This window comes from Microcoleus sp. PH2017_12_PCY_D_A (assembly GCF_020738565.1).
Taxonomy (GTDB): domain Bacteria; phylum Cyanobacteriota; class Cyanobacteriia; order Cyanobacteriales; family Microcoleaceae; genus Microcoleus.
The window spans coordinates 4,135-25,207 of record NZ_JAEQCI010000093.1 but is presented as its reverse complement, the minus strand read 5'-3'; the positions used below and the strand labels follow the sequence as shown (position 1 = coordinate 25,207).

Here is a 21,073-nt window from a genome sequence, read left to right as displayed (position 1 = left end):
AATTCATTCCTCTTGGACGGACTGAAGTCCGTACTACGAACCTGGGTTTGTAGTGAGGAATTCATTCCTCTTGGACGGACTGAAGTCCGTACTACGAACGAATGATTTTTTATTTACTTAACTTGTTCGCAAATTCGGCAACCGCCGCGACAAATTCTGTCGTTGATTCGTAGGGTAAAACATTGCGCCCCGGCATTAATAAACCCTCTGCATTGGGAAAGTTAGCCAAATATTGCGCTAGTCTTTCGTCCGGTTTCTCTTCCTTACCCGATCGACTGATGCTTGAGGCTTTTTCTCCCATCACAACGAGTGCGGGTCGATCGAACTTTTGAATCGTACCGCTGTAATCTTGCCGCCAAAAACCCGCTAAAAACGAGAAAACCGCGTGACGGCTGTCAGGATTCGCCGCCCCAGCCTGCAAAGCATCCAACCATTCGCTGTCAACATTTGCCGCATCGCCAAACAGTTGTTTTGCAGAAAAAGATCGCAAAAATTCAGCGCGTCTGGCGTAGCGGTAAAAAGCATTTCCCAAGGGAGAGTCTAACAAATTCCAGACAATTCTTTGCTGTCTGTCTGTCGAATGTTTGTTCATCACCGCCCAAGCTGGAGGCCCCGCTAGGACTAAGGAATTGATTAAATTAGAACCGCTTTCCTGCTGGATTTTGGCTAATTCCAAGGCTACACACAGTAAAGCACCTTGCACGAGGACGATCGCAGGTTTTTTGACAACTGTTTCCAAGAAAAACTGCAACTGTGCCGCCCAATCCTCTGGATAGCAAGCCACAGCGGGCATTTCGCCATCGCCGCAGCCCAAAAGGTCGGGATTGTAAATCGGATTTGTGTTACCGGATTTGTACCAACTTTCGCAAAATCTATGCCAAAAGACTCTTGACAATCCCACTCCTATAGGATGGATTAATAACAAAGGGATGCTATCTTCTGTCGCAGTAGTTGGGTTGTAAATATCGTAAGCACAGCGATATTTTAGCCATTCGTAAAACAGCGTTGGGGCTTTTATAGATGAAATGGCGGATAAATCTTGGGTTGAATATTGCGGCTGCATATTATTTTTTTGTGCCAATGTTAGTTTTTATTATAAAATAAGTAGGGCGGGTTTCACCCTAAATATTTTGGGTAAATCAAGAGATAGATAAACCCGCCCTCTTAGACTACATTTATTATTTAATTATGTCAGAACAGCGGATTACCATTTCTTTACCCAACTTGCTGCTCATTGTAGCATCGTCCTTGCTGCTAGTGCTGCTGTGGCAATTGCGTAGCCTGCTAGTAATTCTGATGATATCAGTCGTGCTCGCCGCGTCGATCGTCCCGATCGTCAATTGGGCAGAAACGATGCGCGTTCCCCGCTGGCTGGCGGTGATTATGGTTTATTTAACTCTCATCGGCGGATTCAGCGGGACGGTAGTGTTAATCGGGCCGACAGTCATCGAACAAATCGAGTTACTGCTGCGGCAGTTACCACTGTACGCCGAAAGTTTGGAAGCCGTAGCAACTAATCTATTGAGTCGCTTGAGCGACAATGCCCCAACCTTTGTGGGTCAGTTGGTGGACACTCAATCGCTGACTAATTGGCTGATCCGATCGAGCCAACAACTAATTTTGCGATCGTACAGTTTAACCAGAGGCATTCTCGGCGGCTTCTTCAGTTTAGTTTTAGCATTATTTATTTCCGGTTACATGGTAGCCGACAGCGACACATTAATTAAAAGTTTGGTGCAGTTTTTCCCGAAACCTTGGGACACAAAACTCGCCGCCCAAGCCACGCCCATCGGGCAAAGAATGGGGAGTTACATTCGCGGGCGGGTGTTAGTTTCGGGGATTTTAGGGATATTTATCACCGCAGGTTTGAGCTTTTTGGGAATGCCGGAGTTTGCTTTGGGCTTGGGTGCGATCGCAGGTGTGACAAATCTGATTCCCTTCATCGGCCCCGTTTTGGGTGCAGTACCAGCCTTAATCGTCGCCTTAGCTAAGGGTGGATGGGTGCTGTTGTGGGTATTGCTGTTATTTGTATTTATCCAAAACTTAGAAACTTACGTACTCGATCCTTTGCTAGTTGGTTCCTCGGTTGGCGTGCATCCATTGTATCAATTGCTATCTGTTTTGGGAGGCGTGCAAGTATTGGGAATTATCGGGGCCGTAATTGTGCCGCCTTGGTTTGCGGGAGTAGCTGCTTTGATTGAAAACTTGTATTTAAAACCAAAGCTGAGGAGCGAATATCGAGAGACAATAAATCAAGCTAAAAATAATTCTGACTTACCGCCTTTGACACCTTCGGCTTCAACAGTTGACAGTTGACAGTTGACAGTTGACAGTTGTAGGGTGTGTCGCCTGTGATAAATTCCTAACTCAATACCGAGAATCTCAGGGTGCATCTGGCGCAAGGAAGAGGGCTCTCGCATGACCGCATATAAGTTATTAGTTATCATCTCCTATTTTCTGCGGTCATGCGAGAGCCCCTACGCATATATTCGCTTGCATTGAGATGCACCCGAATCTCAGGGCGACGCACGTGATACGACTCATTAAAATTATTCCCACAAACACGAAACTCGTAAAAGGTCAATACGCTTTGCTTAAGGTTGGTCATTGCGAGGGACGAAGCAATCGCAGTATCTGTTTTTCGTATCGTTTTAGCCCCAGGAGGGTCTAAATCTAAGTGGATTGCATCAAAGGCTTGTTTTCTCAAATATTTTACTTGGTGCGTCGCCCGATCGATTATTTGTCAAATTTAGAGATTGTTGATGGCGACACACCCTACAAATAATCCGGTGCGTCGCCCGATCGATTATTTGTTAAATTTAAAGATTGTTGGCGGCGACACACCCTACACATGATCGGGTGCGTCGCCCGATCGATTATTTGTCAATTTTAAAGATGGTTGGCGGCGACACACCCTACCCTACAAATAATGTTGCATGATTTTTCCTAAGATTTAGCACGGTTATTTCAAAATACGAGACAAGATTGCCACAGCCAAAAACTATCTTGAAATTATCTGCGTTCATCTGTGTTAATCTGCCTTAAATCTGCGGTTGCTCTATCAATCCTAAGTCTAGTATCTATAAGCCCAAGGACTAATGACTAAGGACTAATGACCAATGACTAAGGACTAATTGCCACTTCAATGCGGCGGTTGCGCTGCCGATCGATCTCAGAACTATTATCCACCAAAGGGCGACTTTCCCCGTAGCCGATCGCCACCCAATGATACCTCTGCCCGAGCACGCCAGACAAATACTGCACCACAGCCTGAGCCCGCGCAAACGACACATTGCGATTGTCCGCCTCTTCTCCCGCGTCGTCGGTGTAGCCCGCCACCCGCACCGTCGCCCCCTCGTCATTCCGCAACTCGGCCACTAAATTGTCCAAAATTGTATTAGTTCCCGCCCGCAGAGAAATACTGCCCGCATCAAACAAAACATCGCTGGGGAGAGTTACCATCAGCCCATCCCCTGCAAACACCGGATTTCTCGTATTCTGCGACTGCGCGTTGGTATCGAGAGGGCTCTGTGCGGGTAAAGCCAGAGGAGGAGTTCCCTCCGTTGGGGTTGCAGCCAATTCCTGCGACATCAACTGCAACCGCTTTTCCAAAGTTTCCGTCGGGCGGCTGCTACCCAACTGACTTTCTAAAGCCGCTGTGCGCCCAATTAGCGCGTTGAGCTCGCCCTGCAACTTTCTTAAATCTCCCTGCAATTTCTCTCTCTGGGCGGGATTGACTTTGGACTGGGGAGTTGTTGGTGTAACGGTTGGTGTTGGGAGCGCCGGAATTTGCGTTGCTGGGGCGCGTTTTGGGCTGGAGGTCAAATTTTGAGTTACGCGCAGCAATCTCTCGGCGATCGGCATTTCTGTGGCGCGTGAGGGATAAATTTGGGCGATCGCCATCCCCAAAACCCACGCAAAACCGCTGCCTACTCCCAGCAACAGCAGTCTAAAGATTAGCGACAGCAAAAACAAACCTTTTCCCCGCGACTTGGAGACGCGAGTCGGGGGGATAGAAGGTTGTTGGTTAGAATATCGCGTCATGGTTCCTCCGTTCTGGAAAACTTACCCAAAGCTACCCAAATCTCGACTTAACTGGACATGGGTAATAATAGTGTTAACTTCCTGTTTCGTCGTAGCGATAGCATGACTGTTATCGGGTTTGTCTACTCCACAGGCTGATGCGGTGGAACTCACCGCCAGATCAGAACGTTCTGGTACAAAAATACCTTCAAACCAACGTTCTATGTTGTTCGCGGCATTCAAGTCACGGTCTTGAACCTTTCCACAGTTAGGGCATTCAAAGACTCGGACTTTTAATGGCATTTTATGCCGATGATTGCAGCAACTTGAACAGATTTGACTGCTGGGAAATAATCGAGCTACAAGTGTCAATTTTGAGCTAAACTTTTGGGTCTTATATTCTAATTGCCGCTTAAATTCGTACATCCCACAATCAGAAATTGCTCCGGCTAATTTGTGGTTCTTCAGAAACGCCTTAACATTCAAGTCCTCAATCTTAATCTCACCGTGGTTTTTGGCAAGATAATTGGTCAGCTTGTGTATGGCGTCTTTTCGGATATTTGCTACTTTAGCATGGAGTTTTCTCAGTTTCTTAATCGCTTTAGCACGATTCTTGGAGCCTTTGACTTTACGACTTACGTCCCGCTGTTTTCGCTTGAGCTTTTTGCTCATCCGTCGGTAAGATTTGGGATTCGCAAAGACTTTGCCATCGGAGCAGACAGCAAGTTCTTTAATTCCGATATCAACACCAATAACCGGACGACTTGTTGCAACTTCTGGCAATTCAATTTCGTATTTGATGGCAATAAACCACCTATTAGCGGTGCGACTAATTACGCAATTGTGAACTGCTGTCAGCGGTAATGGTTCGGCAATTTTTACCCATCCAATAGATGGCAATTTGACTCGCTTGCCATCGTTATTAATGCCTGGCTTGGTTTTGGTTCCTGATTCTAGGTAAAAGGAATCTTTTTGTCCCTTTTTCTTAAATCTAGGTTGCTTAGATATTTTTTTGAAACACCTGTCCCAGGCTTGACGCAAGTCTCCTAATGCTTTTTGAGGGACATTTTTATTGGTTTCATAGTACCAGTTATTAACTGATTTTACTTCGGCAACCAACAGTTTGTGCAAGTCAATGGCTGATGGTATTTTGAGTGTTTTGTCAGATTCGCGTTTTTTGAGCAAATCTTGAATCAGGGCGTTCCCCCAGTTGTAACTATGTCTGGCAACGCCTGATGCTTTTTTGAAAGCTGTAATTTGCTTGTTGTTCGGGATTAATGCTGTTCGGAAACTTAAAAGCATTGATTCGACCTTTCAATGTGTGGTACAAGTAGATTAACTTACATATACAGGTGGTGTCAATGCCTTTTCAAAAACACAATAAATACGGTGATCTCAAGCGACTTGCCAAGGCGAACAGACAAGGCGGTTATTGGGTTTAGGGGGTAGGTCGGACAGAAAGAGAAACTCAAAGCTATCCCTGATTGGCAAGAAAAGCTGAGATTGTTTGTTGAGCAATTAATTGAGGAAGATGGACAAACTGGGCAGTTTCGGGTAGATATGGCTAGCAATTAACTTTCTGTTCACAACCCTCTCACACATACCTGATTAATTTCGATACTATCCTATCTATCCAATTTTAGATTTGGGATTTGGGATTTGGGATTTTATATTGGAAGACAAATCTACATTAGACTTGAATTGCATAAATCTTTGATTGATACATAAACCGCAGATGTCTGCAAGATGTACGCAGATCCACGCAGATAAATTTAAATGTAGAAGAGCGAATGAATGTAATTTAAGTCTAATCTAAAACAGAAACGATGTTTTTCCAAATCAGGGCTTGGGCGACGCAGCGTCGAGGTAGAAACCGGATTTCTCTTTTGCGTGTGGAAATCCTAAATTTGTTAGATAATACTGTAGAACTTTCAGAGCTAAAAACCCATGGCTGACCCTTTAAATAGCTCCTATCCCGTGCCTTGGGAATGGATTAACGAGACTCACGCTAAGGTGAGTTCAAATGCTGGCACAGGTATCCGCTACTATCGCAGTCCTTCCCTAGTTTCAACTAACGGCCAATACGCGGCTTACAGTCGAATTGAATTGCAAGTACAGCCCGAATTGGCCCGGTGTCGGGTTAGCAGCGTCATGTTTGTGGAAAATCTCAAAACTGGGGAACTGCAAACAGTGGCGGCTGCTTCGCCCCTCGCCGAAAGCGGAATGTATGCTAGCGATGACACAGATATGTCCGGGACGATCGCGATTTTAGTGCCTGTTTCTTGGAATCAAGAGGGTTCCCGGGTTCTCGCCCGCGAATTTGAAGCGCTGTTCAACTCTTCCGATATGTCCGACTATGCGGTCATTTGGGATAAAAATGATAATTACACTTATACTGTTGCTCCGGCTCGCAGTCTTTACACCCATGCTGTATTGTTGGGTTGGAGTCAAGTTTGCCCGGGACAAGTTCTGTTCCGTGCAGGCCATTTGGGCGATCGATCTTGGCCTCTTTGTGCAGTCGATATGACCGGCAAAACCGTATCTGTCACCCAAGACAAACCCCTAGTTTTCGGCACTCAAGCCAGCACAGACTGGATCGAACCTAAAACTCGTTTTTAGATATTAAGTAGAAGGAAGAAGGAAGAAAGAAGAAGGAAGAAGGAAAAAGGAAGAATGCTTAGAAGGAAGAAGGAAGAAGGAAGAAGGAAGAAGGAAGAATGCTTATTGAGCAAATTTTTTAGCCATCTATATCTTAGGTTTAATTAGGTGGACTTACTTATGGCAGTATATTCTTCGATTTGGCCTACAATTATTTTACTTTCCGGTCAATCTTTAGAGCAATTTCTTTTGACTCTGGGGATGACAGCCTTGGCTGTAATTTTCGGTCTCACAGCTTTTATTTTTGTTCGGGTTTTTGTCAATTGGTTGCAGGACAAGTTGGAGGAAAAACGCCATTTTCTGAAATTGAAATCACCCCTAAAAAACCGAGATTCAACTGCTAATATTGCCGCAGGTAAAAACGTTTTTTTAGAACCGCAATTTGTCGAAGAAGATTCCAATTATCCGGCGTTTTTTGAGGAACCAGAAAGCGAGACTTTAGAAGATCCGGAGCCAGAAATCGTCTGCGAAGATGCAGCAGCAGTTGCCCATCTCTACAACCCGATCGCACTTTGGCACGGGCGCTTGATTTTGCCATCAAACGAACAGCGCCAGATTTATGGTTCAGTATTTTTTGAAGTGATAAATGCACCCAAAAAACATCAAAATTTCATTGGCAAAATAGCATTATTGAAGTGGAGTACAAATCGCCAAGTACAGTTTTTTGTCCACGCCGTCAGTCAAGATATCAGCTTCACCAAACAAACTCAAAAAAGTCAAAAATCTGGTAACATTCATCCAGTTAGATTGAACGGCTGGCGCAATGTCGGCCCTTTAGAAACTTTAGCAGGTAGCAGACGCGAAGACAGCGTGACTGTGATGTTGCGCCGGCCGGTGATTGCCATCAACCACAGCAGCAGCGACCAGCAAGAACTAATTATCGATCGCGAACCAGTACAAATTATCGGACGTTTGTGCGCCTTAGTCTCTATTGTAAAGCGCCAAGAACCCGACAGCGACAAATTTATTGTCCGGCATTTGGGCAAAACATCCCAACAATTTGACGGCGCCGCCGAAATCATTCGGATTCCGCAAGTACAGCCAGACAAAAATGGCATAGCGAGGTCTACCAATCACCAAATCGAACAATCGCCCTTAAATCCAGACGGCTGGTACATTTACGGCGAAAGAGACGAAGATAATATTTTTGTAGTCCAAGGAATCGAACCCCGCAAAATTGCCCAATTAATCCCAGATGAAACACATTTCGGTTTACAAAAATCTCTCGCTTATTTAAAAGAGGAAAACTGGTTAAATACAAGGGCGCAAAAAGGACAAGCCAAAAGAGTATTGTTGATGCCAAATGATGCTACAGAAAACGATTCAATCTCCCCTTGGGAAGAAGGAGATATCGGTATAGTGATTCACAGTTTTGGCGGTATCGGCGGCAAAGGCGGCGAACCGGCACCGCTGGGAATTGTCACCGGACATTTTGCTTTTGGAGTAGCAAAAGTCGTGCGCGATCGCTTTACCGGCGAACTGCGTTTTGACATAGAATACAAACAAGTTTATGCCCACAATCCCGATGGAATTGTAGCGGGTTCCAGCAAATGGCAAAGTTACATGGGAGATTTGCAGCGCGGCTGGTTGGGCGATCGCCCGGTGTGCGATATCATCTGTAAATTAGACTGCGTATGTTGCGACTACGATTTTGACGGCATCACCTTGTCGCCTTTAACCGAATTAAACCAGCAACTAGATATCATGATGGCGCGCTACCGCAGCGGAGACGGCACCGGCGCCAGTTTAGTCACGCCAGCAAGTTCTTGCGTCCAAGATTCCTGTCAGGCAATTTACGCTACAATTAAAAAAATCACTGCTGAAATTGAGGCCAATCCTCAGATTCAAGATTGGCTGAAAACAAATCCCGCCGCCGCACAAACTCAAAGATTTAACCAGTTAGTAGCTTTAGGAGAGAGTTTAGAAAAAGTATTAATTCCCCTCGGTGTTGTCCGTCCAGATTGGCGCAAAAATGCGAGATTGGCTGGGATTGATTCTGAACTGAAAAAAAGCTTTTTTGCTGGGATCGCGAACCCGATCAAGGCTGCTATTAGTTACCGCACAATGCTGCCCAGGCGCACCCAAGATGCGATCGCCAAAATTCTCTTAAAACAAGGAGCATTTTTGTGGATAATTCGCACCAATCAAGTCGGGGGATTTGACCCAGATATTGAGCCGATCGCACCTACAGGACTTTGACTTATCTCAAATCCGTAAAACACCCCCCATAAAATAGGTTCGTAGTCAGGACTTTAGTCCTCTGAATTGATGCGGACTGAAGTCCGAACGATCTAACCCCATCACATAGGTTCGATCGTTCGGACTTTAGTCCTCTGAATCGATGCGGACTAAAGTCTTCACTACTAACCTTTACCAAGGAGTAACAGCCACAGTGCCGCCCGGCGCAAAAACTACTCGGAAATCAGCCAGCGGTTCCGCCGGTGGCCGGGTACCAACCGGTTTGTAAAGCAACTCGGACAACGGCGCTTCGGATCGATCGACTGCTGCGGAATTTTCCGACTTGTAACCGACAATCGCCCCATCTTTAGCCACACTCACCCGATAAACCAACTCCGCATCAACAGCAGGCTGATTCTTCACAACTCCCTCTATTTGCCGGGAAAGTTTGCCCTTCAACAGATCGATTTCGGCCGGATCGGTAATCGGTACGGCTGCCGCCCCAGGGCTTGCCAAACCTTCAGCAACAGGAGTGGGCGTGCTTTCCGGCGAAGTGTTCGACTGCGGTGTGGCTAAGGGTGAAGCCTCACCAGTCGCAGCGGGACTCGGAGTTGGTGAACTCGATTCAACAGTTGTCGGAGTTTTATCGCCCGGTAGCAAACCGTCAGCCGCAGGCGTGGGATTGGGATTCGGCGAACCCGAACCACCGGAATTCGGCGTGCCGAGATTTTGGCCGGCCCGATTGGGCTGCGGCACCGGATCTCTCGGGCGCTGGACTTCCGGCACCGGTACCAAGAAAAACGCCATGGCAGCCAAGGCCAAACTCGATACCCCCACCACCGCAGGCAAACTCCGCTTCGCCAAAGGTTCGGCAGACTTGATATAACGCTTGGAAATTGGGGTTAATTGCAGCGACAATTCCGGCAGTGTCTGGGTGTCGGCAAAAAATTGATCGATCGCCTCTACCAAGTCAAATAGCTGTACCGTCGTCAAATCTACCTGTGCCGATAGTTCTGTTTTTCGATCGATTTGGGTGGCGCTGTCTGTTTCAGCGGGTAGAACGGTCAAACGGTGCGAATTCCCGTCGATTCTGTGCAACTGTACCATCCCCAAATTCGGGCCGTAGCGATCGGGATAATGCACTCCGCTCATAAATTCTTGAGCGTAGCTGCTGACAGTCCTCACCAAGCTTTCAAAAAACTCCCGTCCCCCGCTGAGGGGCTCGCCGAGGCCTGTCACATAGCATTCAGCGCTCATTAATATCGAAAGCACCGGCCGCATTTCTAGCTGGCTGGCTGCCGATCCATCGCTCAACCCTTCTAGAACTAGGGTGCAATTTGGCAGACTGTACTGACGCCTAATAGTCATTTTTATTCAATTTCTCCATCAAACAGGCTAACCCAGAAGCGCTGCATTCCGGCTGTGCCTGTACAAAATAGCAGTTTGCTCAACAAGTTCAAAGCTAATTCGTTGAGCTTGTCGTCGGAATTGTAAGCTGCAACTACCGATCGCTTCGGGTTCATGCGCGATCGAAAATGAGCTCGAAAGCGTTCTAAATACTCCGCAAGCTGCAAGTTCTGACTGAGGGGCATATTTCTCGATCGCAACTGTTGAGAATCTAGCAGCAACTGCCGAATTGTCGCAGTTAACTTGCGCGCCATATTGCAGGCGATCGCCACCAGCGCCTTTGTCTCCACAACAGTCAGGGAGCGGCGCTGAGCATAGCGTCTCAGCGGGTTAGTATTCCGCATCTGCCAAAAGGCAACGCGATTTTTGACAATTGACTCCAATTCCAGTTCCTTCGACACTGCCAGCATTTCTTCAGCACCTCCGAGATACAAGGCCTCGATCGCCAGCAACATCAAGTCAATTTGCAATCTAGCCCGGCGGGGACACCCGCCCTCGTTCGGCGACAAATCTGGCAAACTGTCTAAAATCAACGGGTTTGACTCGGTAAGCGAAGTTTCTGACGGCATTAAGATCACGGCAACATCCATTTCAACACACTATACGGACACGCGGGGTCTTGGCCCAGGTAATTTATGAACCGGAGACTCCTCTGAGATACTTTTTTTCTATTGCTCAGTTCTATATTCTGACTTTAATTTAGCACCATTAGCAGCTAGTGGCTTAAGTGTGACCAGAAGAGCGATCGCTCTTGAAAGAGGGGCTGGGGCATACAGCGGTTTTCTAGTGTGTCAGGTACGATCGGGAAGCAGACGTAGGAGTAAGACTAATGATTGCAAGTGTTTTCCCGTTTCGGACTGTTTTGGTACAAATTTTAGTTTTGTTTTTGGCGATCGCGATCGAATCGTGGTTCTTGCAAAAACTACTAAAACTCGGCCCCAAAACCAGCGTTGAATATGCAGCCATCCTCAATCTCTCTTGCACTTGCATCGGTTGGCTAGTCTTCTTCGGCCTTGAAAGCGTGCTTTCAAAAGATCTACGCGAACGGCTGATCGATTATATATTATTAGGAGGCGAGCGAGATTTTTACTTCATAATAACTGGCCTCGCCGTCTTTCTACTGACAGTGACCTTTCTCGCCAAATGGCAATCATTAGAACTGTTAGAAAACACGCTCTATGGGAAGAAAAAAACTACCGTTCCCACTGAATTTAAACGCTCATTCACCCTCACCCGCCGTCCTCCGAAAAAAAGTTTTAAAGTCACCACCCAATTCGGAGCAATTTTCATCTCTCACGCTGTCAGTAATTGCCTGATTCTCACCGTGTTATTTTTTCAAAACCTCGACTGATTGTAGATTTTAGATTTACTCCACAGATAAATCTGGAGCTTCAACTTCGATCTAAACTTTTAGGTTGGAGCCCGATCAGTCGGGAGCTTCTACCCATTTTCTGACGGTGCGATTGAAATCAACACCTTTAATGTGGTTGCTTCTGCTGGGGTTTCGCCGCCATTTCTCTTTGAGCCGTAAAATTAGTAGCCGCCGCCCGATCCGTCAGACTAATTTTTCCCTTGAGGGTGTCTTTTTCCACAATTCCTCGCAGTTTAACATAGCTGTTTTGACCGATCGCTCTGGAATTGCTGCAACCCGTTAAATTAGGAACCGCACCCGACAGGCTCAATCCTTGATTTTCCCACTTCCCTACTAAAGAAGGTTTCTCCTCGGCTGTGTTTGCGCGATCGGCTTCGCTGTTACCCGATCGCAAATTACCGCTCAAATAAACACCCGACTGCTCGATTGTCAAGACCAAAGTATCAGATTTCAGACATTCCGGCAAACTTTTAGCATCGAAGCGATAACTTCCTGCAATTGGCGGAGCTGCCTTTAAATTTGTTTCGCCGTAAGCAGTTACCACCTTAAACAGCAGCGAAACAGATCCGATCGCAATCCCATAAAATGCCAGGGATTTGAGGCTTAAATGATTCATAATCTTGGGGAATTGGTAATTGGGAATTGGGAATTGGTAATAGGGCATGGGGCATGGGGCATGGGGCGAAGCGGAGGGGTGGGCCGGAGCCGGGTATGGGGCTACCCGTAGTGGTAAGGTGCACACTGCGCACCCTACTACTGACTAATAACTGAAAATTCATACTACCCGTAGTGGTAAGGTGCGCAGTGCGCACCCTACTACTGACTAATAACTGAAAATTCATACTACCCGTAGTGGTAAGGTGCGCAGTGCGCACCCTACTACTGATTAATAACTGAAAATTCATACTACCCGTAGTGGTAAGGTGCGCACTGCGCACCCTACAGTTTGCTGTCAACTGTCAACTGTCAACTTGAAGTAAGTACCGAAGCCAAGTGCGATCGCACTTTAACGTAACAGCGCGCAATCAGCAGCGAAGAATGACACTGCACCGCCAACTCATCAGTATACCGTCCCAGAGTTTGGCGTTCAATTCCCCACTCCCGACTCGTACCCGCGATCGTCAAATCAGCATTAGCAGAGGCCGCCACCACCGCTTGAATCGGCTCAGCCGCCTCCACAATCGGAGTTTCAATGCGCGATCGCACTTCTACCGGCAACTGCTCCATCACTCGCTCAAATTCGTAACTCAGCTCGTTTCCCTCAATCCCGTCAACTGCCACCCGCAGCACCGTCAAACGGCGTTCCTCGCTATTAACCAACAGTCTCAGCGCCAATTCCAACCCCAAATCATCGTGAATATTTGCCGCATAAGGCACTAACAAATTATTCAACCGTTCCCTACCTCTGTCAACAAAAATTGCTACATCCACAGTAGCATTGCTGAGAATTTGACCGACGCGCCCTCCCAAACGGTTGCTGCTAAAAGTAGGCCTGTGCCATCCTACCAAAATCAAATCCGCGCGATCGAGTTCCGCAATTTGCCCCGTTTCCCGCGCCACATCCTTAGTCACCCGAATGATGGGATGTACGAATTTTTTCGCCTCCGGTATTGCTAAACTTTCTATCAATTCTGATAATTTCGATCGGCGCTCTTGAATAATGCGATCGGCTTCTGCGGGCGTACTTTCAAAAGCATAATCCTCATTTAATTCGATCAAACTCAGAGGATGAACCGCCGCCGACTGCAAATCGCTACCGCCTGTACCCGCAGCAGGCTGCGCCAGGGCGATCGCCAGTTGCAGCAAACCTTTCTGCGTAGTAGGATTAGCAACAGGCACTAAAATTCGATAAGTTGGCAGCAATCTTTCAGCAGTTTTTTCGGAATCCTCAGCACTTTGTGAATCTTCTAATTCTGAATCCTCCGAGCTAAAATCTGAGATATCTAACCGAATCAGCTTTTTCGGATAAGTCCACTCCAACAGCGGCGAAGTCATAAAAGTTGTCACCAAAGCCATGATGACTAACATCGTAAATAGCAGTGGCGAAATCACCCCCAAAGAAAGACCGATATTCAGCACAATCAGTTCAGTCAAACCGCGAGTATTCATCATCCAGCCCAGCGCCGAAGCTTCGCGGTTGCTGATGCCGCAGACTCTAGCAGCAACGTAAGTCCCGAAGTATTTGCCAATAATTGCTACTCCTAAAACAGCCGCGCACAGCAGCCACAATTCAGGACTGTTGAGCAAGCCGATTTGAGTCCGCAAACCGCTGTAAGCAAAAAATATTGGAAGCAAAAATATCAGGACAAAATCTTCAGTTTTCTCAGCTAATTCTCTGGTGAGTCCGGCATTTTTGGGCATGGCAGCACCCAGCAAAAATGCACCGAAGATTAAGTGAATGCCGATCCATTCAGTAATTAAAGCCGATGCTACAACTCCCATGTAAATGCCGGATAGCACTAATTGAGATAACTTGCCGGTGCGGTTGTAGTGCTTGGAAAGCCGCTGCAAGAACCAGCGGACTACAGTCAGCATGAAACCGATGTAAACTATAGATTCAATAATTGTCGGTAAAGCCCCAAGCATCGAGTTAGTGCGCGTAACTGCGATCGCCACCGCCAACAAACACCACGCCGTCACATCGTCTACCGCAGCGCAAGTCAGGGCCAGCGTCCCCAATTTTGTATTCTGCAAGTTGTGCTCTGTAATAATTCTTGCCAGCACTGGAAAGGCAGTAATTGACATCGCAGCGCCCAAAAACAGGGCAAAGGCTGTAAAGGAAACGCTATTATTTGAAACGATCGGGTACAGCAGCAGCGCTAAGATGCTTCCCAGGGAAAACGGCACTAAAATGCTGACATGAGAAGTTAAAATCGCTATATCTAAATTGTTTTTGAGATACTTGGGATTTAGTTCTAAACCAATCAAGAACATGAAAAATATCAGCCCTACCTCAGATAACACGTTGAGGAAGGGAACGGCTTCGGCTGGAAAAAGTGCTGTTCCTAAATTTGGTGCAACCAAACCGAGGAGAGAAGGCCCGAGCATAATTCCTGCTACAATTTCTCCAATAACTTGAGGTTGTTTGATCGCTCGAAATGCTAAACCGACAAGTCGAGAAAGTGCGATGACAATTAGAACTTCAAGCAGGACGAGAATGGGAATGGGCATGGCGTTTTTAGCTTTGGGTTTTTTGCGGATCGAGAAGGGACGGCGGTAAAGCCGGCAGAATTGTCGATCGAACAAAATGGATAAAAGCTCGATCGAAGGAAAGAAGGCACAAGACACGCAGCTTCAACGCCATTCTCTCACAAGCTCACAAAAGCTTTTGCAACCTCGAACGAAAGATTTTTCGTTTTTTCAGAAGCGGTTGCTAGTAACTCTAACCGTATCGTGCGCCCCCCGCACCCGCTTTTGACTGGGCTTCGGGCGCACGCCGCCCGCGCCACCCTACGGAAAACCCAACCCTACGGATATCAGATTGTCAGAAAAAGTAGTGCTTCTGGTGATAAACTAGAAAAGTTGTTTAAATTCGCACATCCGGGTTTTCGGGTGTTTCGAGGGTGCAAACCCTCAGAAATACGACCGGGTGGAGGATTAACCCGAATACAGGAGTTAAAAATACAATGCCAGTAGTTAGTTTGGCTCAAATGTTAGAGTCAGGGGTTCACTTCGGACACCAAACCCGCCGGTGGAACCCAAAAATGTCTCCCTACATTTTTACAGAGCGCAACGGGGTTCACATCATCGACCTCGTGCAAACCGCTCAGCTTATGGAAGACGCCTACGAGTACATGAGAGTGGCCTCGGAAAAAGGCAAAAAGTTTTTGTTCGTCGGTACGAAGCGCCAAGCTGCCGGGATTGTAGCCCAAGAAGCTCAACGCTGCGGTGCTTACTACGTCAACCAGCGCTGGCTGGGGGGAATGCTCACCAACTGGACAACGATTAAGTCCCGCGTCGAGCGCCTCAAGGATTTGGAACGCCGCGAGGAAATCGGCGCCCTAGATTTGTTGCCGAAAAAAGAAGCTTCGGTGCTGCGCCGAGAAATGGCAAAACTCCAGAAGTATCTGGGCGGGATTAAATCTATGCGGAAGATTCCCGACGGAGTGGTGCTGGTAGACCAACGCCGCGAGTATAATGCGGTGTTGGAATGCCAAAAGCTGGGAATTCCCATCGTCTCTCTGTTGGATACCAACTGCGACCCGGATTTGGTTGACATTGCGATTCCAGCAAACGACGATGCTATTCGATCGATCAAACTGATTGTCGGCAAGTTGGCTGATGCCATCTACGAAGGTCGTCACGGTCAACAAGGCGGCGACGCTGATGAAGACTACGACTACGAAGGTGGTTACGAAGGCGCGGAATATGATGGCGAAATCGAAGAATTGGATGACCCCAATTATGTAGATCCCGACGATGCCGACGCTGACGGCGAAGACACCGAAAGCTAATATTGCGATCGGCATCTGACACCAGGCAATTAAAGATTAAAAATTAAAAATTAAAAATTATTATTTTTAGTTGGATATTTTTAATTTTTAATTGTAAATGGCACGAGTCTAAGTCATTAGTATACAACCTACGCACAGACGCTACCTGTAGGGTGCGCAGTGCGCACCTTACCATCACAAGTGGTGTAAAAACAGCTCTTTTGCGTAATTCCTATACTAGAGTTATGGCAAAAGCATTCATGGTCTCAGCCTCAGAATTAATTCTGGCGCTATAGGTACAAAGTCCGCAAGACGGATTGGGTATTTCTTCACTCTTGTCTAATCATTAACATTAAAATTAATGACTGATGACTAATGACTGATGACTGATGACTAATGACTAATGACTAATGACTAATGACTAACGACTAATAACTAATTTTGATTGGGAACTTAAAGAAGATGGCGGACATATCTGCAAAACTTGTTAAAGAACTGCGCGACAAAACCGGCGCGGGGATGATGGACTGCAAAAAAGCCCTCACCGCAAACGATGGCAATATCGAAACATCAATTGAGTGGCTGCGGAAAAAAGGTCTGGCTGGGGCTGACAAAAAAGCAGGACGGGTTGCCTCAGAAGGACTTGTAGGCAGCTACATTCACACGGGCGGCCGCGTGGGAGTGCTGGTGGAAGTTAACTGCGAAACAGATTTTGTGGCACGGCGCGAAGAATTCCAAAGTTTAGTACGCAATATTGCGATGCAAATTGCAGCTTGCCCGAATGTGGAATACGTGAAAGTTGAAGATATCCCCGCTGAAATTGTCGATCGAGAAAAGGCAATTGAAATGGGCAAAGATGACTTGGGCAACAAGCCGGACAATATCAAAGAAAAGATTGTTCAAGGGCGGATTGACAAGCGGATGAAAGAGTTGTGTTTGATGGATCAGCCTTTTATTAGAGATCAGAATATCTCGGTGGAAGAGTTGGTGAAACAAACGATCGCCCAAATTGGCGAAAATGTCCAAGTCCGCCGCTTCGTGCGTTTTGTGCTGGGCGAAGGCATCGAGAAAGTAGAAGCTAACTTTGCCGATGAAGTGGCAGCCCAAATGGGTGCTGCTCAATAATCGAAAATTTAGATGGAAAAGTAAATAAAAATTAAAAATGTGAAAAGCTAATTTTTCACATTTTTAATTTTTCCATGAGATTTCTGGACGCAGAACATAAAAACGTAGGGTGCGCAATGCGCACCTTACGTTTTTAGCCATCGTCCTATTTTAATTTTATAGGGGAGATATGGTGGGATCGAGAGAGCGCATAGAGCAAGATTTGGCAGGACTCGAAGAGGCTTTAGCAGCCTTGAAGGTGGAGTTTCGCAGTACCTACGATGGTTATTTAACTGCCTTGGGACAAGCGGTGCGGCAGCAGTTGATTTTGGCTTGCTATCACCTTTGCACTCAAGCGGTGCCGGAGTCGTTTCTCAAGTTGTCCTTCGACGGGCGGCAAAAAATGCAGCAGTCTGTAAGGCGTTTGGCCGCGGCGTCTCAAGAAAAATTGCGAAGTCTGGCGACTGAATCAGAAGCAGAGGAAGAAATAGAGGAAGAAATAGAGGAAGAAATAGAGTCAGACGAATTCGAGGAAGAACTAGAGTCAGACGAATTAGAGGAAGACGAATTCGAGGAAGAAAACCAATTTTCCGCTATTAACTATCAATTTCCAGCGACAAACAATCAATTACCAATTGCTAATTCCCCAGAAAGTTTGGCGCGCTGGCAAAATAGTATTGAAAAGTCGATCGCCCAGATTCTCAAGCTGCTGTCTCGCGACACTAACCGCTTGCTGCAACAGTCGGAAATCTTGCCCAGTCAATTGCCAGAAGCTGTTCTAGAAGCTGCTTCTGCTGCTGCTGAATCCTCCGGCGACAGCGTGGCGGGCCCACCTAACCTATTAAGCTTAATCATTGAAACAGATAGTTCACCAGCACCGCCAAACTTGGGAAAAAGACCCGGTAGTAATGCTTTGCACATTACAGCAATTAAACTGCGGTTGTCGGAAATAGAGTTTGCCGATCCGGGAACCTCGGCTTGGCGCCAACAAATTCGCAACCTTTCTGTAAGGTTGAACTCCCTCGGCCGCGATTACCAAAAAAAGCAGCGGGAAATGGCTGTGGTGGAGGCTGAGTCGGCTTGGCGGTCGAGTTGGTTTGAAGATTAGTTGACAGTTGACAGTTGACAGTTGACAGTTGTCAGTTGACATTTGTCAGTTGACATTTATCAGTTGTCTGGAATTCTTAAGCTATGATTAATAACTAATGACTAATGACTAATGACTAATGACTAATGACTGATGACTAATAACCAACCAGAATGGCAGCGATTGCAAAAAGCTCTTTCAGTAGAAGCCGATCGCGGATTTAACGACCTCCAAGGCAGTCAATACCGCTTCAGCGAGTTTCTCGGCCTCAGCTTGAGACAGTTGGCAGGCGCTGTCACTGGTTCTTCGCGCGATCGCGCCCGACAACTAGCTGCCGAATTTGACATCTACCCTCAGAAGGATCTCGAAGGGCGCCAACATTCGATCGCCATTACAGTCAGTTTCCTCAGACAAATGGAGCAAGTTTGGGAAGAACAAACGACACAAGTCCGACTAGAAAACGCTGCCGAATCAAGCACCCCAGCCGTTTCTGTTCCCCGAACCGCACCTCTGAGTACAGCACCTCCGCCACCTAGCTTGACGCTAGATCAACCGTTAACCCGCGTGACAGGCATCGGCCCAGCCAACGGCAACCGCTTGCTAAAACTCGGTTTAGACACCGTATACGACTTGCTTTACTACTATCCCCGCAACCACATCGACTATGCAAAGCAAGTACGAATTCGCGAGTTAGTAGCGGGGGAAACTGTCACTTTAATCGCCGAAGTCAAGCGCTGCAATTGCTTTTCTAGCCCAAAAAATAAGAAGTTAACTATATTAGAAGTAATTTTAAAAGACCGTACCGGAGAAATAAAAATTAGCCGCTTTTTTGCAGGCCCTCGCTACAGCAATCGCGGCTGGCAAGAATTCAAAAAGCGCGAGTATTGTACAGGTGCGATACTTGCTGCTTCGGGGTTGGTGAAGCAGGGTAAATATGGGATTACTTTAGAAAATCCTGAGTTGGAAGTATTAGATGACTCCGGCGGTGCGATCGAATCTATGAAAGTTGGCCGCCTGATTCCTGTTTATCCGCTGACGGAAGGGGTGGATGCTGGTTCGGTGAGGCGATCGATCTTAGCAGCAATTGGGGCCGCGAAACTGTTACCGGAATCGCTACCGCAGGATTTGCGCGATCGTTACAGTTTAATGGGTTTAGCCGATTCAGTGGCAAATATTCACTTTCCAGTCGATCGCGATTGCTTGTCCGCCGCGCGCCGCCGCTTAGTTTTTGACGAATTTTTCTACCTGCAATTAGGCCTTTTAAAGCGCCGCCAAACCCAAAGAAAAGCTCAAGCTAGTGCAGTCATCCTTCCTAGCGGCAAATTGATCGAACATTTCTATGAAATATTGCCTTTTGCCATGACAAACGCTCAGGAAAGAGTCATTAACGACATCTTAAATGATTTAGCTTCGCCGCAACCGATGAACAGATTAGTGCAAGGCGATGTCGGCGCGGGCAAAACAGTAGTCGCCGTAGTCGCAATGCTAGCAGCAATTCAATCCGGCTATCAAGCAGCATTAATGGCGCCGACAGAAGTTTTAGCAGAACAGCATTACCGCAAATTAGTAGGTTGGTTTAATTTAATGCACTTGTCCGTCGAACTGTTAACTGGTTCGACAAAAGTAGCCAAGCGCCGAGAAATTCACAGCCAGTTAGAAACCGGAGAATTGCCTGTTTTAGTTGGAACTCACGCGCTGATTCAAGATACGGTGAATTTCCATAAATTGGGTTTGGCAGTAATTGACGAACAGCACAGATTCGGCGTGCAGCAGCGCGCTAAATTGCAGCAAAAAGGCGAATCTCCCCACGTTTTGACGATGACTGCTACTCCGATCCCCCGGACGCTGGCGCTGACGCTCCACGGCGATTTAGACGTGAGTCAAATTGATGAACTTCCCCCCGGTCGGCAGGCGATTCAAACGACTGTTCTGTCGGCAAAAGAACGCCTCCAGGCTTACGATTTGATTCGCCGGGAGGTGGCGAGCGGCCGTCAAGTTTATGTGGTTCTGCCTCTGGTGGAGGAGTCGGAAAAGTTGGATGTGCGATCGGCAATTGAGGAACAAGAAAAACTTCAAAACAGTGTATTTCCTGAATTTAAGGTGGGTTTGCTCCACGGCAGGATGAGCAGCGCCGACAAAGATGAGGCAATTACTAAGTTTCGGGACAAAGAAACTCATATCTTAGTATCTACTACTGTGGTGGAAGTGGGAGTAGATGTGCCGAATGCTACGGTAATGCTGATTGAAAATTCGGAGCGTTTTGGACTGTCGCAATTGCACCAGTTGCGGGGTAGAGTCGGTCGGGGCAGCAACCGTTCTTATTGTTTGTTAATGCCCGGTTCTAAGGCTGCGGAAGCTATGCAGAGAATGAAGGTTTTAGAACAATCTCAAGATGGCTTTTTTATTGCGGAAATGGATATGAGATTGCGCGGACCGGGTCAGGTTTTGGGAACTCGGCAGTCGGGTTTGCCGGATTTTGCTTTGGCGAGTTTGGTTGAGGATCAGGAGGTTTTGGAGTTGGCGAGGGAGGCTGCTCAAATGGTAATTGAGAGTGATGAAAGTTTGGATGAATGGCCGGTGGTGCGGGATGAGTTGGAGCGGAGATATCAGCGGATGATGAGCGGGTCGATTTTGACTTAGACTCAAATACGACTGTAGTAAAATTGGTTTGTAGTGAGGACTTTAGTCCTTTCTTTGCTGCGGACTAAAGTTCTCACTACAAACCTACTTCACTCTTTTCTTTGATGCGGACTAAAGTCCTCACTACAAACCTACTTCACTCTTTTCTTTGCTGCGGACTAAAGTCCTCAC

At 47.0% G+C, this 21,073-nt stretch carries 15 protein-coding genes; 8 read left to right on the top strand and 7 right to left on the bottom strand.

The annotated features are described in order from the left end of the window. Positions 1–109 precede the first annotated feature (109 nt). A complete protein-coding gene (locus JGK39_RS24230; protein ID WP_293297646.1) occupies positions 110–1,063 on the bottom strand; it encodes an alpha/beta hydrolase in 954 nt (317 codons plus the stop codon). Between the two features lie 125 nt (positions 1,064–1,188). On the opposite strand from JGK39_RS24230, the gene JGK39_RS24225 reads away from it, so the two are divergent. Then, a complete protein-coding gene (locus JGK39_RS24225; RefSeq protein ID WP_293297649.1) occupies positions 1,189–2,316 on the top strand; it encodes an AI-2E family transporter in 1,128 nt (375 codons plus the stop codon). 807 nt (positions 2,317–3,123) lie between these two features. On the opposite strand, the gene JGK39_RS24220 is transcribed toward JGK39_RS24225, so the two are convergent. Next, positions 3,124–4,044, bottom strand: coding sequence for an OmpA family protein (locus tag JGK39_RS24220; RefSeq protein ID WP_293297652.1), 921 nt, complete (start codon positions 4,042–4,044; stop codon positions 3,124–3,126). Between the two features lie 21 nt (positions 4,045–4,065). Next, positions 4,066–5,325, bottom strand: coding sequence for an RNA-guided endonuclease TnpB family protein (locus JGK39_RS24215; RefSeq protein ID WP_293257252.1), 1,260 nt, complete (start codon positions 5,323–5,325; stop codon positions 4,066–4,068). 645 nt (positions 5,326–5,970) lie between these two features. On the opposite strand from JGK39_RS24215, the gene JGK39_RS24210 reads away from it, so the two are divergent. Continuing rightward, positions 5,971–6,642, top strand: a complete 672-nt coding sequence (locus tag JGK39_RS24210) for a hypothetical protein (RefSeq protein WP_293257249.1) — start codon at positions 5,971–5,973, stop codon at positions 6,640–6,642. 159 nt (positions 6,643–6,801) lie between these two features. Beyond that, positions 6,802–8,880 carry an abortive infection protein gene (locus JGK39_RS24205; RefSeq protein WP_293297655.1) on the top strand — a complete coding sequence of 693 codons (2,079 nt, stop codon included), beginning with the start codon at positions 6,802–6,804 and terminating at the stop codon, positions 8,878–8,880. Positions 8,881–9,051: 171 nt separating this feature from the next. Here JGK39_RS24205 and JGK39_RS24200 read toward each other — a convergent pair whose 3' ends face one another. After that, positions 9,052–10,227, bottom strand: coding sequence for a DUF4335 domain-containing protein (locus tag JGK39_RS24200; protein ID WP_293297657.1), 1,176 nt, complete (start codon positions 10,225–10,227; stop codon positions 9,052–9,054). 2 nt (positions 10,228–10,229) lie between these two features. Beyond that, entirely contained in the window at positions 10,230–10,856 is a 627-nt protein-coding gene (locus JGK39_RS24195; RefSeq protein ID WP_293257240.1) for a DUF3038 domain-containing protein, read from the bottom strand. Between the two features lie 239 nt (positions 10,857–11,095). Here JGK39_RS24195 and fraC point away from each other — a divergent pair, with 239 nt between their 5' ends. Next, positions 11,096–11,617, top strand: coding sequence for a filament integrity protein FraC (gene fraC / locus JGK39_RS24190; RefSeq protein ID WP_293297660.1), 522 nt, complete (start codon positions 11,096–11,098; stop codon positions 11,615–11,617). A gap of 127 nt (positions 11,618–11,744) precedes the next feature. Here the strand turns inward: fraC and JGK39_RS24185 are convergent, their stop codons facing one another. Both JGK39_RS24185 and JGK39_RS24180 read right to left on the bottom strand, forming a co-directional pair. Then, positions 11,745–12,254, bottom strand: coding sequence for a hypothetical protein (locus JGK39_RS24185; RefSeq protein WP_293257234.1), 510 nt, complete (start codon positions 12,252–12,254; stop codon positions 11,745–11,747). Between the two features lie 350 nt (positions 12,255–12,604). Next, positions 12,605–14,926, bottom strand: coding sequence for a cation:proton antiporter (locus tag JGK39_RS24180; RefSeq protein WP_293297663.1), 2,322 nt, complete (start codon positions 14,924–14,926; stop codon positions 12,605–12,607). Positions 14,927–15,264: 338 nt separating this feature from the next. Here JGK39_RS24180 and rpsB point away from each other — a divergent pair, with 338 nt between their 5' ends. The 4 genes from rpsB to recG all read left to right on the top strand — a co-directional run bounded on the left by rpsB (position 15,265) and on the right by recG (position 20,902). Beyond that, positions 15,265–16,092 (top strand): 30S ribosomal protein S2, encoded by an 828-nt coding sequence (rpsB, locus tag JGK39_RS24175; RefSeq protein WP_293257228.1) that lies wholly within the window; start codon positions 15,265–15,267, stop codon positions 16,090–16,092. Between the two features lie 441 nt (positions 16,093–16,533). Then, on the top strand, positions 16,534–17,196 hold the full coding sequence (tsf, locus tag JGK39_RS24170; RefSeq protein WP_293149100.1) for a translation elongation factor Ts: 663 nt from the start codon (positions 16,534–16,536) through the stop codon (positions 17,194–17,196). Positions 17,197–17,365: 169 nt separating this feature from the next. Continuing rightward, a complete protein-coding gene (locus JGK39_RS24165) occupies positions 17,366–18,283 on the top strand; it encodes a hypothetical protein (protein WP_293257225.1) in 918 nt (305 codons plus the stop codon). A 132-nt stretch (positions 18,284–18,415) separates the two neighbouring features. Continuing rightward, complete coding sequence (gene recG, locus JGK39_RS24160) at positions 18,416–20,902, top strand: ATP-dependent DNA helicase RecG (protein WP_293257222.1); 2,487 nt, start codon at positions 18,416–18,418, stop codon at positions 20,900–20,902. The last annotated feature ends 171 nt before the right edge of the window (positions 20,903–21,073 follow it).